This is a genomic window from Blastococcus haudaquaticus, assembly GCF_900230285.1.
In the GTDB taxonomy this organism is placed as follows: Bacteria; Actinomycetota; Actinomycetes; order Mycobacteriales; family Geodermatophilaceae; genus Blastococcus_B; species Blastococcus_B haudaquaticus.
On record NZ_OCNK01000005.1, the window covers coordinates 190465 to 205839 of the forward strand.

Here is a 15375-nt window from a genome sequence, read left to right on the forward strand (position 1 = left end):
CTCACGCAGGAGGGGTCGCCGTGCTGTCTGAGGGTCTCAGCGTCAGCACGGCCGGTGAAGCAGGAGCCGCCCGGTCACCCCGGCAGCCTACCGCGACGCGCCGTCCCGGGATCTCGCCGGGCAGGGTGCGCCCCGCCGTCCGGGCTTCACCCCTCCGCCTGTATTCGCCCGCATTCGGCTCCGGTACCGGCGACCGGACGCCGATGACATCCCCGTGACGACGCAGCAGCCGACGACGTACCGGGACGGTGTGCGGACCTCGCGCGTCCTGCTCGTGCTGTCCGTGGCCGCCGTCGCGCTCTATGCGACCGGTCTCGGCCCCCGCCCGGACGGCCTGGGCTGGGACCGCTTCTACGACGTGGTCCTCTACAACTCCGCCTACGTGCCCGCCGCGGCGCTGTGCTGGCGGGCCGCCCGGCGGGTCCCGCAGGAGCGCACGGCCTGGCGGGCGCTGTGCATCGCCCTGGTCCTCAGCGCCTCCGCGAACACGATCCGCACCCTCGGCGCCGGCATCGACGGCGCGGCCAACTCGTCGGCCACCGTGGATGCCCTGTCCCTCGCCGCCTACCTGACCCTGTACGGGACGCTGGTCGGGCTCATCCGCGCCCGCGTGCCGCGCTTCCACCCGAGCATGTGGCTGGACGGGATCATCGGTGCCCTCGGCGCGACGGCGGTCGGCGTGGCCTTCCTGCTGGGTCCGTACCTGGACGCCGCGCCGGGGCGGGAGCCGGTCCCGCTGATCCAGCTGGGGATGCCCGCCACGGACCTGCTGCTGATGGCGCTGCTGGTCGCCGTCGGCTCGATCCTCGGCGTCCGGCTCGACCGCACGCTCGTCATCGTCGCCTCGGCCCTGGCGCTGATGATGGTGGGCGACCTCGTCCTCTTCGCCCGGACCGTCCTCGGCACCTACGTCGACGGCACCCCGCTGGAACTGACCTGGCTGGCCGCGATCTGCCTGGTCGCGACGGCGGCGCACCTCGCCCGGCCCCGCCCGCAGCCGCGGGCCGACGCCGAGGGCAGCCGGACCCGCCTCGGCTGGCGCCTGCTGGCGCTCCCGCTGGCCTGCAACGTCGCCAGCCTGGTCGTCCTCGCCCTGGGCTGGGGCGACGAGCTGCCCGCGGCCGCCGCGTGGCTGGCGATCGGCTGCGTCCTCGCGGCGATCGCGCGCACCGGCATCACCTTCCGGGAGGTCAGCGCGTTCAACGAGGTCAGCGAGCAGGCCCGCACCGACGAGCTGACCGGCCTGGCCAACCGCCGGGCGCTGCTGGAGAGGACCGAGCGGGTACTCGCGTCGGCCACGGCCCGTACCCCCGCCGCCCTGCTGCTGCTGGACCTCGACGGGTTCAAGGAGGTTAACGACAGCCTCGGCCACACGGCCGGCGACCAGCTGCTGCGCCAGATCGGGCCGCGGCTGCTGCCCGCGCTGCGCCCGGGCGAGGTCCTCGCCCGGCTGGGCGGCGACGAGTTCGCCGTCCTGCTCCCCGAGGCGTCGCTCGACGAGGCCCAGGACCGCGCCGAGCGCCTCCGCATGCTGGTGCTCCAGCCGTTCGCGGTCGAGGACATCCGGCTGCACGTCGGCGTCAGCATCGGCGTCGCGACCGCGCCCGTCCCGGCGGCCACCGTGCAGGAGATGCTGCGCTGCGCCGACGTGGCCATGTACGCGGCCAAGGCCGCGCGCGAAGGCGTGCACGTGTACGTCCCCGATCCGCACGGCGGCAGCGGCGACCGGCTGCGCACCATGGAGGAGCTCCGCACGGCGCTGCAGGTGGACGACCAGCTCGTCGTCCACCTGCAGCCGCAGATCGACCTCGCCGACGGGCGTCCCGTCGGCGTCGAGGCCCTCGTGCGCTGGGCACACCCCACGCGCGGGCTGCTCTACCCCGGCGACCTGCTGCCGGCCGCCGAGCAGGCCGGCCTGCTCCGTCCGCTCACGGCCACCGTCCTCGAGCTGGCGCTGACCGCGGCGGCGCGCTGGTGGCCGACCGACGCCGTGCCGGTCTCGGTCAACCTCGCCGCGGCGAACGTCACCGACCTCGACCTCCCCAGCAAGGTGCTGGCCGCCCTGCGCCGGCACGGGCTGCCCCCGGCCGCCCTCACCCTGGAGCTGGTCGAGGACACCCTCATGGCCGACCCCGAGCGCGGGCGGCAGGTGCTCGCCGAGCTGCGCCACCTCGGCGTGCGGACGTCCATCGACGACTACGGCACCGGCTACAGCTCGCTGGCCTACCTCCGTCACCTGCCCGCCGACGAGCTCAAGCTCGACCGCAGCCTCACCGCCGACGTCGGCAGCGACTCCCGGGCCGGCGCGATCGTGGAGCACACGGCGGCGCTGGCCCACGCGCTCGGCCTGCGGTTGGTCGCCGAGGGCGTGGAGGACGACGCGACCGGCGAGGCGCTGCGGCGGCTGGGGTGCGACATCGCGCAGGGCTACGCGATCGCCCGCCCGATGCCGGTTCCCGAGTTCCTCGACTGGCTCGCGCGGTCGCGGCGACCGGAGCGCATCCGGCGCTGACGCGGGCTCACCGCAGCTGGGGCGCCACCTCGCTCGCCACCAGGTCCAGGTGGTCGAGGTCGGCCAGATCGAGCACCTGCAGGTACACCCGCTCGGCTCCGGCCTCGGCGTAACGGCCCAGGGTGTCGACGGCCTCGGCTGGGCTTCCGGCGACACCGTGCTCGCGAAGCTCCTCCACCTCCCGCCCGATCGCGGCGGCCCGGCGGGCGAGCTCGGCCTCGTCCTTGCCCACGCAGAGCACCAGGGCCGAGCTGTAGACCATGGACGAGGGGTCGCGGCCGGCTTCCTCGCACGCCTCGCGGACACCGGCGAACAGGCGGGCGTTGTCACCGGCCGACATGAACGGCACGTTGAACTCGCTGGCGTAGCGGGCCGCCAGACGAGGGGTGCGCTTCTTGCCGGCGCCGCCGACCAGGACCGGGATGCCGCCCTCCTGGACGGGCTTGGGCAGCGCCGGCGAGCCGGAGACCCGGTAGTGCTCCCCTGCGAAGTCGAAGGTCTCCCCCGACGGCGTGCTCCAGAGCCCGGTGATGACGGCGAGCTGCTCCTCGTAGCGGTCGAACCGCTCCCCCAGCGACGGGAACGGGATGCCGTAGGCGCTGTGCTCCTGCTCGAACCAGCCGGAGCCGATCCCGAGCTCCACCCGGCCGCCGCTCATCTGGTCGACCTGCGCGACGGAGATGGCCAGCGGGCCGGGGAGCCGGAAGGTGCCCGCCGTCATCAGGGTGCCCAGCCGGATCCGGCTGGTCTCGCGGGCGAGGCCGGCCAGCGTGACCCAGGCATCGGTCGGGCCGGGCAGCCCGTCGCCGCCCATCGTCAGGTAGTGGTCGGACCGGAAGAAGGCGTCGAAGCCGGTCTCCTCGGTGCGCCGGGCGACGGCCAGGAGGTCGTCGTACGTGGCGCCCATCTGGGGCTCGGTGAAGATCCGCAGCAGCACGCCCCGACGCTAGCCAGCACCGGTCGCTCCCGCTGACCGAACCCTCGGGGGTGTGCTCGCAGCCGGGACCGGGCAGGATGATCGCGAGACGATCTACTCGGAGGTGCAGCTCGTGTTCCGCAAGAAGACGCGTGGTCAGGTCATCGGCGCCGAGCTCCAGGAGGCTTTCGCCCACATCGGGGTGGCGGCCACCGAGGCAGGCGCCCTCGCCGCTGAGCAGTTGGGCCCGCGCGTCGTCGCGGCCCGCGACGCCGCCGGCCCAGCGCTCGACGCTGCGCAGACAGCCGTCGCGCTGAAGGTGGCCCCCAAGGTGGCCGCCGCCGTGGCAGCGGCGGCTCCGGCGGTCGCCACCGCCCGCGAGACGATCGCGCCGCGGGTGGAGGCGGCCCGTGAGGCCATCGCGCCCCGGGTCGAGGCGGCTCGCGAGGCAGCCGCGCCGCGGGTCGCCGCGGCGCAGGTCGCGGCGGCCAAGGCCGCGGCCGATCTGGCGCCCCGGGTCGAGGCGGCCCAGAAGGCAGCGCAGAAGGCGCTCAAGGACGACGTCGTCCCCCGGCTCGAGGCCGCCCAGGTCGCTGCGGCCGCCTACGCCGTCCCGCGGGTGGCCGCCGCCCGCGACGCAGTGACGCCGGCGCTGGAGAGCGCCCGCGACACCCTGGCCGCCGGGGTCGACAGCGCCCGCAGCGAGCTGGACGCGCGGCGCGCCGAGTTCGTGGCCGCGGCGGAGAAGTCCACCCGCAAGGCCCGCAAGACGGCGAAGAAGGCCCGCAAGCAGGCCGTCAAGAAGCACCGGGAGTTCGAGAAGTCGGCGCTGGCCACGGCGAAGACCGTGAAGCGCAAGGTCGGCATCGAGCCGGAGCCGCGCCGCCGCTGGCCGTGGGTGTTCCTGGCCCTCGCCGTGGGTACGGCTGTGTTCGCCCTGCTCCGTCGCAAGCAGGACGACGCCTGGACCCCCGCCCCCGCGGGCGACGGTCCGGTGCCCAGCTACCGAGAGGACCCCGTGCCCAGCTCCGACAGCACCTCCGGCAAGACCGTGTCCACCGCCGACACCACCGGTGACTCCGCTCCGGCCGAGTCCGACATGGGCGTGCGCGACGCGCAGCTCGTGGACGGCGACGGCCCGGACAGCGCCACCGTGAACGGCTCGGACGCCCCGGAGCCCTTCACCTCCGGTGGCGGCGCCACCGAGGGCCCGACCGCGGGACCGGCCGACCGACAGGTCTGACCGAGTTCCTCGTCACGTCCGACGCCCCCGTTGCTCCTGAGCAACGGGGGCGTCGTTCGTCCGGGAGTACCGTGGAGATCATGAGTGAGACGGCCGCTCCGGCGCATTCTTCGGGATCTCCGCTCGAGCCGGCCGGCCGGAAACTGCTGCGCCTCGAGGTGCGCAACAGCCAGGTGCCGATCGAGCGCAAGCCCGAGTGGATCAAGACCCGGTTGAAGACCGGCCCGGAGTACACCGAGCTCAAGTCGCTCGTGCGTCGCGAGGGCCTGCACACCGTCTGCGAAGAGGCCGGCTGCCCCAACATCTACGAATGCTGGGAGGACCGGGAGGCCACGTTCCTCATCGGCGGCGACCAGTGCACACGGCGGTGCGACTTCTGCCAGATCGACACCGGCAAGCCCGCCGACTTCGACGCCGACGAGCCGCGGCGCGTCGCCGAGAGCGTCGCCACGATGGGCCTGAAGTACGCCACGGTGACCGGCGTCGCGCGCGACGACCTCCCCGACGGCGGTGCATGGCTCTACGCCGAGACCGTGCGGCAGATCCACGCCCAGCTCCCCGGCTGCGGTGTCGAGCTGCTCATCCCCGACTTCAACGCCGACCCGGCCCAGCTGGCCGAGGTCTTCTCCTCCCGCCCCGAGGTGCTGGCGCACAACGTCGAGACCGTGCCGCGGATCTTCAAGCGCATCCGGCCCGGGTTCCGGTTCGACCGCTCCCTCGCCGTGATCACCGCCGCCCGCGAGGCAGGCCTGGTGACCAAGTCCAACCTCATCCTCGGGATGGGCGAGGAGCCACACGAGGTCGTGGAGACCATGCAGGCCCTGCACGACGCCGGGTGCGACCTGCTCACCATCACGCAGTACCTCCGTCCGTCGCCGCGGCACCACCCCGTCGTCCGCTGGGTGAAGCCCGACGAGTTCGTCGGGTTCCAGGCCGAGGCGGAGCGCATCGGCTTCCCGGGCGTGCTGGCCGGTCCCCTGGTGCGCAGCTCCTACCGCGCCGGCCGGCTCTACCAGCAGGCCGTCGAGGCCCGCGGCCTCACCCGGCAGGGCTGACTCCGGACGTCCGCGCCGGTAGGTACGGGGTGTGCGCCCCGGACGCCCGTATCGTGGGGGGCATGGCACGCAGCAAGCCCACAGACGCGACCGCTCCGAGCGGCAAGGCCGGCACCGGGCCCCAGAGCGGTGGGCGAGGTCGCTCGGGCTCGACGGCCGCCTCGGTGGCCCAGGGTGGCGGCAAGCCGCCGAAGCTCGACAAGAACGGGCAGCCGAAGGTGGGCCGGCTGAAGAAGCTGACCGGCCAGGCCCGCATGATCAAGCAGGCCTACACGCTGACGCGCAAGAACGACCCCAAGCTGCCCTGGATCATGCTGATCTGGTTCGTGGCGGTGGCCGCCGTCGTCGAGCTCATCGGCATCCTGCTGAGCTCGCCGTTCATCTTCCTGCCGCTGGCGCTGGTCTCCGGTGCCCTCGCCGCCCTCATCGTGTTCGGCCGCCGGGCCCAGGGGTCGGCGTACCGGCAGGTCGAGGGGCAGCCCGGCGCGGCAGCATGGGTGCTCGAGGGCATGCGCGGTGACTGGCGGGTCACCTCCGGTGTCGCCGGCACCCAGCAGATGGACGCCGTCCACCGGGTGCTGGGCCGGCCCGGCGTGATCCTGGTCGCCGAGGGCGTCCCCGGCCGGGTCCGCGGCCTGCTCGCCCAGGAGAAGAAGAAGGTCGCCCGGGTGGTCGGCGACGCCCCGATCTACGACATCGTCGTCGGTGACGACGAGGGGCAGATCCCGCTGCGCAAGCTGAGCGCGCACGTGATGAAGCTCCCGCGCAACCTGTCCGCGGCCGAGGTCAACGCGCTCGGCCGGCGGATGAGCGCCCTGGGTGGCGCCCGCATGCCCGTCCCCGGCGGGCCGATGCCCGGTGGCAAGCAGATGTCGATCAGCCAGCGGCAGGTCCGCCGGCGCGGCTGAACCGATGGCGCGAGGAAGGCCCAGTCCGGTTCCGGGCTGGGCCTTCCTCGTCCTCAGCCCCTGACGACGGCGGTGTCGGTGAGCCGGTCGTGCAGGCCCCGCCCGTCGGCGTCGACCAGCAGGGCCGGGACCAGCAGGCACAGCAGGGCGGTGCGGACCACGGCCCGCCACGGGGCCAGGCGCTGACCCGGCCGCGGGTGCGCCAGCCGGAGGCCCAGCAGCCGCATGCCGGGGGTCTGCCCGACGAGCACGAGCGTCACGACAGTGATGACGGCGAAGGCGGCCAGCGCCCAGTTGCCCGGCAGGTCCGGTGCGGTGAACAACCCGGCGACCAGGGCGGATCCCACCGCGTCGACGACGAAGGCGACGACGCGGGTGCTGAAGGAGGCCAGCGATCCGGGGCCCTCCGCCGGTAGCCCCAGAGAGGCGCCGCGGACGCGGTCCTGAGAGGGTGGCTGCACATCACTCACCATGCACGCCAGCGTAAGACGCGGTTCGAGCAGTGCCCGGGGCACCGGAGCGGCCGCCCGGCGACACGCCGGGATCGTTGTTACCGCCCCGAAACACTCGGGACACGGGAGGGCAACTCCCCGCTCGTAACTTTCGGTTCGGTAGTCCGCCCAATCCCGGAGGATCGATGTTCACCAGCCCCGACGAGGTCGCCGCCTACATCCGCGACAACGACGTCGAGTACGTCGACGTCCGTTTCTGCGACCTTCCCGGCGTCATGCAGCACTTCACCATCCCGGCGTCGACCTTCGGTGAGGACACGTTCTCCGAAGGTCTGGGTTTCGACGGGTCCTCGATCCGCGGTTTCCAGGCGATCAACGAGTCGGACATGCTGCTGCTGCCCGACGCCAACAGCGCCTTCCTCGACCCGTTCCGCCGCCACAAGACGCTGAACGTCAACTTCTTCATCCACGACCCGATCACGCGTGAGGCCTACAGCCGCGACCCGCGCAACGTCGCGAAGAAGGCCGAGGCCTACCTGGCTTCCAGCGGCATCGCCGACACCGCGTACTTCGGCGCCGAGGCGGAGTTCTACATCTTCGACTCCATCCGGCACGGCACCGGCATCAACGAGGGCTACTACCACATCGACGCGGTCGAGGGATCGTGGAACACCGGCTCCCTGACCGGCGAGAACGGTGGTCCGAACCTCGGCTACAAGACCCGGCCCAAGGGCGGCTACTTCCCGGTCGAGCCCTACGACCACCAGAGCGATCTGCGCTCGACCATGATGAGCAACCTGACGAAGGCGGGCCTCGAGCTCGAGCGCGGTCACCACGAGGTGGGCACCGGCGGTCAGGCGGAGATCAACTACAAGTTCGACACGCTGCTGCGCTCGGCCGACAGCCTGATGCTGTTCAAGTACATCATCAAGAACACCGCCTGGGCCGAGGGGAAGAGCGTCACCTTCATGCCCAAGCCGCTGTTCGGCGACAACGGCTCCGGCATGCACTGCCACCAGAGCCTCTGGATGGACGGCCAGCCGCTGTTCCACGCCGAGACCGGCTACGCGGGCCTCTCCGACATGGCCCGGCACTACATCGGTGGTCTGCTCAAGCACGCCCCGTCGCTGCTCGCCTTCACCAACCCGACGGTCAACAGCTACCACCGCCTGGTGCCCGGCTACGAGGCGCCGATCAACCTCGTCTACTCGGCCCGCAACCGCTCGGCCTGCACCCGGATCCCGATCTCGGGCGACAACCCGAAGGCCAAGCGCATCGAGTTCCGCGTGCCCGACCCGTCGGCCAACCCCTACCTCGCCTTCTCGGCGATGCTCATGGCCGGCCTCGACGGCGTGAAGAACAAGATCGAGCCGCCGGCCCCGGTCGACAAGGACCTCTACGAGCTGCCGCCCGAGGAGGCCCTCGGCATCGAGAAGGTGCCTGCGTCGCTCGACGCCGTCCTCGACCGGCTCGAGGTCGACCACGAGTACCTCATCGACGGCGGGGTGTTCACCCCCGACCTGATCGAGACGTGGATCGAGTACAAGCGGGAGAACGAGATCGACCCGATCCGTCTCCGCCCGCACCCGCACGAGTTCGCGATGTACTACGACATCTGATGCTCGACATCTGATCGCGACGGCTGACACGACGGCCCCCGACCTCAGCGAGGTCGGGGGCCGCCGTGCGTCCCGGGCTCAGACGTGGTCGAGCAGGAACCGCACCACCGTCCAGCCACCGATCGCGAGGCACGCGACCAGGACGAGGAAGACGGCGAAGCAGCCACCCATCGCGAGCCGGTGGGACCACGAGGTGGGCCCGGGAGGCGGCGACGGCGCGAGTGGCTTCGGCAGCGGCCGGCGCAGCCACTCGGCGGCATGCTCCTGCGAGCAGAAGTCGCCCACCCAGTACAGGAGTTCACCCTGCTCCTCGCGCGTGAGGTCGACCCGCAGTTCTCCCCCGGCCGCCGTCCGCCTCCTCGCACGGCTGACCGCACAGCTCGCAGCGGTCCGCCTGCTCGGTCTCGGTCTCGGTCTACGAGGAGGCGCCCTCGGTGGCTCGCCGTGCGGGCTCACCCCATTTCCGGGAGGCGCCGCGCGTCACATCGTGGCGAGGAATGTCACCGGAGGTTGCCCGCGTTGACACGAGCAGGCAACCGGGTCCTTCGTAGACTCGGATGCGTGCCCGCGGAGGCACGGCCGCCCACGAGCGCGACCCGCACAGCCGCGGGACGCGCCGGCCGGTTCCGGCGACGCCGCCGGTTCGCAGAGCTGCGAACCCAGGCCTGCGCCCGCTCACCAGACCTGAACGTACGCACCACACAGAGGACGAGTCATCATGACGTCAGTACGACCCGCCACGCTCGAGGACAACGGCGACCGCTTCCCCGGCGCCGTCCCCGCCAGCAGCACCCTCCGCACGCCGGGGGCCGATGAGCGCCTGGTGCGCATGCATGCGGCCTACGTCTCGAAGGCCAACGCCCTCGTCGAGGCCGGTCGCGAGGACCTCACCTCCGAGCTGGCCGACGCCTTCGACGCCGAGTCCGCCTCCGCGATCCACACCGCCGACGTGCACCACGGCGGCCGGCGCAGCGCCGGCCGGGGCACGCCCACCCGCAGCCGGGACGACCGGGGGCCCGGCCGGACGACCCGCCTGGGCCGGCTGACCCGCGAGTCGCTGCAGCGGTTCGACCGCTACACCCTCGACGTCTTCAACGCCGGCTCGCCCTACCGCGCGAGGGACGACCGCTCGGCCTGAGCCGGCAGGGCGCCGTCGGTCGCCGACAGCTTCCGGTCGACCAGCCGGAACGCCAGCAGGAAGGCCAGCGCCAGCAGGACCACGAACGCGAGGTTGCGCAAGGCGGTCCCGTAGCCGTGGACGGCCACGGACATGAAGTCGTAGGGGTACCAGTCGGTGACGGGGCCCTGGGCGAGGATCCAGGCGATCCAGAGGATCGGCCAGACGAGCGCCCGGGCCACGACGCCTGCGGTGATCCGCGGGCGCGGACCGAACACCAGCCAGCCGAGCAGGGTCATCACCGGCGACACGTAGTGCTCCCCCGCGTTGGTCCAGGCGTCGATGCCCTGCGGGTCGTAGAGCGGCGCGAGCACCACCGCGTACACCAGCCCGGTGATCGTGATCCCGAGCAGTGAGGCCAGCCGGACCACCCGCCAGAGCGGACCGTCGTGGCCCGGGTCGCGCACCAGCGGCAGGACGGCGGCCAGCACCAACAGGTTGCTCTGGATCGTGAAGTAGCTGAAGAAGCGGACGATCCGGGTGACGATGCTGGTCGCCGGGTCGGCGGGATCGACGACGTTCTGCACGAACTCGATCGAGACCGAGACCGCGACGACGGCGAACAGCGCGGCCCACCAGGCACGGGCGAGGCGGGAACGGTCCTGCCGGGTCTCGGTCACGGCGGGCATCATGCCCGGCCGCTGATGATCAACCGCCGCCGGTCAGCCGTAGCGCGCCACGAAGTTCGCCAGCATCCGCCCGGGCTCGGTGATGACGGCCGGGGTGAGACGGCCGATCAGCTCGTCGCGCTCCTCGGGCGGAAAGTATCCGGCGTGCTGGTACACGTGCACCCGCGTGACGATGCCGGCGACGTCGAGCTCGGGGTGGAACTGGGTGGCGTAGAGGTTCTGCTTGATCCGGAACATCTGCACCGGGCAGTCGGCCGAGCTGGCCAGGAGCACGGCGCCGGGCGGCAGCACGCGGCACGCCTCCTTGTGCCCGACGAAGGCATCGAACTCCGGCGCCATGCCGTCGAGCAGGGGGTCGGCCAGCCCCTCGTCGGTGAGCCGGATCCGCACCGCGGAGATGGGCTCGGCGTAGGTCCGATCGATGATCCCGCCCTGGTGCACGCCGAGGGTCCCGACGCCGTAGCAGGCGCCGAAGAACGGGAAGTCGCGCGCCACGATCTCGTCGAGCAGCGCCGACAGCTCTCGCTCCACCCGGTGCTGCACGGCCGACTTCTCCGTCGGAGGGTCGCTGGAGTTGAACGGCCCGCCCCCGACGAGGACGCCGGCGTAGTCGTCCAGCCGGATGGCAGGCAGGGGTCCGGCCTCCATGCGTACCCGCCGCAGCCGCTCGGGCGGTAGACCGGAGAAGCGCAGGAAGGCCTCGTACTCGCCGTCGGCGGCGACGTCCTCGCCGCGCGAGGAGAGGAGGAGGAAGGGCCGCACGACGGGAAGCCTAGGCGGGCCGCGCAGCGCTACTCCGCAGCGGCGATCAGCGCCCGCAGGGCGGCGAGCTCCTGCTCCAGCGCGGCCTGCCCGGCGGCGGTGATCGTGACCCACGTCCGTGGCCGCCCCCGGCCGGTCTCCCGGCGGCTGCTGATGAACGCCGCGTCCTCCAGGACCTTGAGGTGGCGGTTGAGGTTGCCGTCGGTGAGGTGCAGCTCGTTCCTGATCGACGCGAACTCGATTCCGACGCCGCTCCGCAGCAGCGCGAGGATGCCGAGTCGGGAGCGCTGGTGCACGGTGTCGTCCAGGCCGACCGTGGGGTGGGGGTCGGTCACCGGGCCCGGGCCGGGTCCGCGCGCACGAGTTCCACCACCGCTGCTCCGCCGGCCACCACGCCGACCACGAGCGCGAGGACCAGATAGCTGTCCGCCGCGTCGGTGAGCGTCACGGCGACCACCGCGCCGAGGACGGCGAGGGCGATCACGGCCGTGGACACCGAGCGCCACGCCGCGGCGAAGACCGCGAACCCCATGCCGAGGATGAGCCAGGGCGCCATGTCCCACGATCCGGCGGCCAGCCGGACGACGAGGAGCGAGCCGATCAGCATGGCCACCCCGGTGGCCAGCACCACCAGACCGACCCGATCGGGTGCGCGTACTCCCCGACTGGCGAAGAACCAGCCGCTCGCGACCGCCGCCACCGGCGTCATGACGGTCCAGTACCAGCCCGCCCCGTTGTCCTGGTCCAGGAGCAGCGCCACCGGGACCGAGGCGAGCACGGCGAGCGCAGTGACGATCTGGGGGAACCACACCGGCGACGCCAGCCGCCAGCCCCGCTCCCCCAGAGCCTCCGCGTCACCGATCAATCGGCGCGCGGCTTCGACGTCCCCGTTGACGTTCGTCGCAGGATTCATGCACTCACTTTGCGCTGCAAAGTCGCGGCGGTCAAGACCGGTGCGGCCGGGTCACCGGTCAGCCCCAGACCTCCTCGGCGGTCTCCACGATCAGGGCCAGCTTCGCGATCTGCTCGTCCCGGGTCAGGGAGTTGCCCTCGACGGTGGAGGAGAAGCCGCACTGCCCGGACAGGGCCAGCTGCTCCAGCGGGACGAACGCCGCCGCCTCGTCGATGCGCCGCTTGAGGTCGTCCTTGCGCTCCAGCTCCGGCCGCTTCGTCGTCACCAGGCCGAGGACGACGCGCTTGCCCGGCGGCACGAACCGCAGCGGCTCGAAGCCCCCGGACCGGTCGTCGTCGTACTCGAGGAAGAACCCGTCGACCTCCAGCCCGCCGAACAGCGCCTCGGCGACGAAGTCGTACCCGCCCTCGGCGACCCAGGAGGAACGGAAGTTGCCCCGGCACAGGTGCGTGGTGACCGTCAGCGAGTCCGGCCGGCCGGTCAGCGACGCGTTGATCTGCCGGATGTAGCGCTCGTGCAGGTGGTCGGCGTCCCGCCCCTGCGCGGCCAGCTCGGCGCGCTGCTGCGGATCGTTGAGGTAGGCGAGGCTCGTGTCGTCGAACTGCAGGTAGGTGCAGCCCTGCGCCGCGATGCCCTGCACCTGCTGGCCGTAGGCGGCCGACAGCGCGGCCCAGAACTCGTCCTCGTCCGCGTAGACGGCCGGATCGATGGCGGCCGCTCCCCCGCGGTAGTGGACCATCGACGGCGACGGGATCGTCAGCTTCGGCGTCTGCCCCTCCGCCACGACCGACTGCAGGTACGCGAGGTCCTCGCCGAAGATCGGCCGCTCGATGCCCAGCGGGCCGTCCACGTGCAGCCCCGCCGGGGTGTAGTCCAGGCTCCCGTCGGCGTTCTTGAAGTGGACGACGATGTTCTGGTCGGTGACCTTCGTGATGCCGTCGATCGCGTAGATGAAGTCCATGTGCCACGAGGCGCGGCGGAACTCCCCGTCGGTCGCCGTCCGCAGCCCCACGTCGGCCTGCATCCGGACGACGTCGGCGATCGCCTCGTCCTCGATGCCCCGCAGCTCCGCGTCGTCGATCTCGCCGGCGGCGTGCCGGGCGCGGGCGTCCAGCAGGTTCTTGGGACGGAGCAGGCTGCCGACGTGGTCGGCGCGGAACGGCGGGCCGGAGGAATCGGTCATGCCAGGCAGCTTGGCGCAGCGGTCGACGTGGCGCAGCCTCTTCTCACCTCATGGAAGGCAGCACCAGTTCCTCTGGGCGGGCGGGGACGAACCGGGCCACCAGCCGTTCGGCCACCGTGTAGACGGCGAGGGCCGGGAGGATGGCGAGGGCGGGTGGGAGCACGAGCGGGGCGGCCACCACCGAGATCGTCAGCACGCCGGGAGCGCCCACCAGCCAGCCCTGGCAACGCCGCTCGTCGGTCAGCGCACCCCACCGCACACCGGTCCACATCAGCCAGCGCCGCAGCACCGGCACCCCGCTCTCCCGCAGGACCCGGCGAAAGATGCCATCGGCGTCCCGAGACGTGACCACCCGCGTGCGCAGACCCTCGGTGATCAGCCAGTCGTGCAGGATCGCGGCCAGCGTGTAGGCGCCGAACCGCGGGACCAGCCAGGTGACCACCCGCGGCACGGTCGCGAAGTCGGTGCGGAAGCCGGCCGGCACGACGAACCGGTCCCGGCGTCCGAGGTAGACCAGCTCGTCCACCAAGGCCCACCGGTGGGCGTCGACGCGGCGGACGGTCAGCAGACCTGGTTCGAAAGGCACGGCGGACCCGGTGCCCGCACCGGTCGGCGGTGAACCGCCGCCCGGCGCGGCCCGACGCTCAGCGGTGGCCGCCGCGCGGCCGCTGCAGGGCGAAGACGGAGATGGAGCCGTCGTCCTCGTTGCTGGCGAGGAACAGGCCCTGCGCCGGCAGCGCCAGCAGTCCTTCCGGAGCGTCCCCGGTGGGCAGCACCTGCCGCAGCTCGGGGCGGGTCTCCCGGTCGATGTCGTAGACGACGACGGCGTCCCCGCGCTCGGCACCGATGAAGGCGTACGTGTCGCCGCCGAACCGGGCGACCTCCGCCCCCTCGAACTCCGCACCCTTGTCGTCACTGCGACCGTCCGGGTAGGCGCCGGCGGCGGCGAGCGCCTGCTCGGCGGACCCTCCCGCGGTGAACAGCACCGCGCCGTCGGGGCGGAACACCGTCCACCCGCGGCCACCACTCGGCTCTGCGGCGAGATCGCCCTCGTCGGCGGTGATCAGGTTGCCGCCGGGAGTCCACTGGACGGCGTCGGGCTCACGCGGGGCGACGAGGGCGTCGTCGAACGCGACCACGTCGTCGTCCACGATGTCGGCGTCGGTGCGGCTGACCGTGCCGGCGGAGAAGGAGTGCACCACCCGCCGCTTCGCCAGGTCCACCAGCGCCACTGCGTTGTTCTCCTGCAAGGTGACCGCCGCGACGTTGCGCCGGTCGACGTCCACGAACTCCGGCTCGGGGTCCGTGGGATAGGCCATGCCGGGCAGGTTCGTCAGCGCGACGCGCGACTCGGTCCACGCCCGGACCTGTCCGCGCAGCTCCACCACGGAGAGGTAGCCCGCGGGCGGCTGGGGCAGCCCGCCCTCGATCCCGCCCACCACGAGCTCCTCGTCCCGCTGGTTCTCGATGGCGAGCGCGGCGTACCGGCCGTCCGGCGAGAGGGCGACGGAGTCCGGCTGCCCGCCGAGGTCGATCGTCCGGACGATCTGCCTGCTGCGCAGCTCGACGACCGCGAGCACACCCGACGGGGCGGTCAGGTCCGTGGTGGTGTCGACGCCCACGAGCGCGTAGCGGCCGTCCTTGGTGACCGTCACCGATGTCGGCGAGCCCCCGACGGCGATGACGCCGAGCTGGCGCGGACGGTCGGGGCGCGAGATGTCTACCAGTCCGACCTGGCGCAGCGCCGAGTCGGTGTAGAGCACCGTTCGGCCGTCCGGCGTCGCCGCGAGAATCTCCGCGACCTCGCCGGCGACGTCGAAGGTCGCGATCGACGCGAAGGAGCTGGGCCGGTCCCGGTCATCGTGAGCCGCGGCGGGGCCGGCAGCGCCGACGAGGAGGGCCGCGGCGAGGACGCCGGCGACGGGAAGGACGGGACGACGGAGCACAGGTCACCTCAGGGTGGGAGCGGATCGTGGCGCGCTCACCCTGGTGCGGTCCGCCGACCT

At 72.6% G+C, this 15375-nt stretch carries 16 protein-coding genes; 6 read left to right on the forward strand and 10 right to left on the reverse strand.

What is annotated here, in order from left to right; translation table 11 throughout:
- The first annotated feature begins 214 nt into the window (after positions 1 to 214).
- A complete protein-coding gene (locus CRP30_RS18820) occupies positions 215 to 2512 on the forward strand; it encodes a putative bifunctional diguanylate cyclase/phosphodiesterase (protein WP_235003541.1) in 2298 nt (765 codons plus the stop codon).
- A gap of 7 nt (positions 2513 to 2519) precedes the next feature.
- Here CRP30_RS18820 and CRP30_RS18825 read toward each other — a convergent pair whose 3' ends face one another.
- Positions 2520 to 3449: an LLM class F420-dependent oxidoreductase gene (locus tag CRP30_RS18825; protein WP_097185542.1), complete on the reverse strand. Its 930-nt coding sequence runs from the start codon at positions 3447 to 3449 to the stop codon at positions 2520 to 2522.
- A 52-nt stretch (positions 3450 to 3501) separates the two neighbouring features.
- On the opposite strand from CRP30_RS18825, the gene CRP30_RS22570 reads away from it, so the two are divergent.
- The 3 genes from CRP30_RS22570 (at position 3502) to CRP30_RS18840 (ending at position 6634) form a co-directional block, all read left to right on the forward strand.
- Positions 3502 to 4671 (forward strand): hypothetical protein, encoded by a 1170-nt coding sequence (locus CRP30_RS22570; RefSeq protein WP_097185543.1) that lies wholly within the window; start codon positions 3502 to 3504, stop codon positions 4669 to 4671.
- A gap of 80 nt (positions 4672 to 4751) precedes the next feature.
- Positions 4752 to 5726, forward strand: a complete 975-nt coding sequence (gene lipA / locus CRP30_RS18835; protein ID WP_097185677.1) for a lipoyl synthase — start codon at positions 4752 to 4754, stop codon at positions 5724 to 5726.
- A 62-nt stretch (positions 5727 to 5788) separates the two neighbouring features.
- A complete protein-coding gene (locus CRP30_RS18840; RefSeq protein ID WP_097185544.1) occupies positions 5789 to 6634 on the forward strand; it encodes a DUF4191 domain-containing protein in 846 nt (281 codons plus the stop codon).
- A 53-nt stretch (positions 6635 to 6687) separates the two neighbouring features.
- Here CRP30_RS18840 and CRP30_RS18845 read toward each other — a convergent pair whose 3' ends face one another.
- Positions 6688 to 7095, reverse strand: a complete 408-nt coding sequence (locus CRP30_RS18845) for an RDD family protein (protein WP_235003542.1) — start codon at positions 7093 to 7095, stop codon at positions 6688 to 6690.
- 176 nt (positions 7096 to 7271) lie between these two features.
- On the opposite strand from CRP30_RS18845, the gene glnA reads away from it, so the two are divergent.
- On the forward strand, positions 7272 to 8705 hold the full coding sequence (gene glnA / locus CRP30_RS18850) for a type I glutamate--ammonia ligase (protein ID WP_097185546.1): 1434 nt from the start codon (positions 7272 to 7274) through the stop codon (positions 8703 to 8705).
- Between the two features lie 78 nt (positions 8706 to 8783).
- Here the strand turns inward: glnA and CRP30_RS18855 are convergent, their stop codons facing one another.
- Positions 8784 to 8990, reverse strand: coding sequence for a hypothetical protein (locus tag CRP30_RS18855; protein WP_097185547.1), 207 nt, complete (start codon positions 8988 to 8990; stop codon positions 8784 to 8786).
- Positions 8991 to 9423: 433 nt separating this feature from the next.
- Between CRP30_RS18855 and CRP30_RS18860 the strand changes: the two genes are divergently transcribed.
- Positions 9424 to 9843 (forward strand): hypothetical protein, encoded by a 420-nt coding sequence (locus CRP30_RS18860; protein ID WP_097185548.1) that lies wholly within the window; start codon positions 9424 to 9426, stop codon positions 9841 to 9843.
- On the opposite strand, the gene CRP30_RS18865 is transcribed toward CRP30_RS18860, so the two are convergent.
- Genes CRP30_RS18865 through CRP30_RS18895 form a run of 7 tightly spaced genes read right to left on the reverse strand, consistent with a single transcriptional unit; the run spans position 9813 to position 15315 of the window.
- A complete protein-coding gene (locus CRP30_RS18865) occupies positions 9813 to 10502 on the reverse strand; it encodes a Pr6Pr family membrane protein (protein WP_143278498.1) in 690 nt (229 codons plus the stop codon). The genes CRP30_RS18860 and CRP30_RS18865 overlap by 31 nt on opposite strands.
- Before the next feature lie 42 nt (positions 10503 to 10544).
- The gene (locus tag CRP30_RS18870) at positions 10545 to 11273 is read right to left on the reverse strand and encodes a glutamine amidotransferase (protein ID WP_097185550.1); all 729 of its coding nucleotides are present in this window, start codon (positions 11271 to 11273) and stop codon (positions 10545 to 10547) included.
- 29 nt (positions 11274 to 11302) lie between these two features.
- A complete protein-coding gene (locus CRP30_RS18875; RefSeq protein WP_097185551.1) occupies positions 11303 to 11608 on the reverse strand; it encodes a transcriptional regulator in 306 nt (101 codons plus the stop codon).
- Positions 11605 to 12186, reverse strand: coding sequence for a hypothetical protein (locus CRP30_RS18880; RefSeq protein WP_143278499.1), 582 nt, complete (start codon positions 12184 to 12186; stop codon positions 11605 to 11607). Before CRP30_RS18880 ends, CRP30_RS18875 begins: the two co-directional genes overlap by 4 nt.
- 58 nt (positions 12187 to 12244) lie before the next feature.
- Positions 12245 to 13369, reverse strand: coding sequence for a 5-methyltetrahydropteroyltriglutamate--homocysteine S-methyltransferase (locus CRP30_RS18885; protein ID WP_097185553.1), 1125 nt, complete (start codon positions 13367 to 13369; stop codon positions 12245 to 12247).
- Positions 13370 to 13412: 43 nt separating this feature from the next.
- The gene (locus tag CRP30_RS18890; RefSeq protein ID WP_097185554.1) at positions 13413 to 13955 is read right to left on the reverse strand and encodes a DUF1353 domain-containing protein; all 543 of its coding nucleotides are present in this window, start codon (positions 13953 to 13955) and stop codon (positions 13413 to 13415) included.
- Between the two features lie 58 nt (positions 13956 to 14013).
- Positions 14014 to 15315: a choice-of-anchor I domain-containing protein gene (locus CRP30_RS18895; RefSeq protein ID WP_097185555.1), complete on the reverse strand. Its 1302-nt coding sequence runs from the start codon at positions 15313 to 15315 to the stop codon at positions 14014 to 14016.
- Between the last annotated feature and the right edge of the window lie 60 nt (positions 15316 to 15375).

Bases quoted from the DNA above. Each gene is read 5' to 3' on its own strand.
- glnA (WP_097185546.1), top strand. From the start codon at position 7,272: ATGTTCACCAGCCCCGACGAGGTCGCCGCCTACATCCGCGACAACGAC.
- lipA (WP_097185677.1), top strand. From the start codon at position 4,752: ATGAGTGAGACGGCCGCTCCGGCGCATTCTTCGGGATCTCCGCTCGAG.
- CRP30_RS18880 (WP_143278499.1), bottom strand. From the start codon at position 12,186: ATGAATCCTGCGACGAACGTCAACGGGGACGTCGAAGCCGCGCGCCGA.
- CRP30_RS18885 (WP_097185553.1), bottom strand. From the start codon at position 13,369: ATGACCGATTCCTCCGGCCCGCCGTTCCGCGCCGACCACGTCGGCAGC.
- CRP30_RS18860 (WP_097185548.1), top strand. From the start codon at position 9,424: ATGACGTCAGTACGACCCGCCACGCTCGAGGACAACGGCGACCGCTTC.
- CRP30_RS18840 (WP_097185544.1), top strand. From the start codon at position 5,789: ATGGCACGCAGCAAGCCCACAGACGCGACCGCTCCGAGCGGCAAGGCC.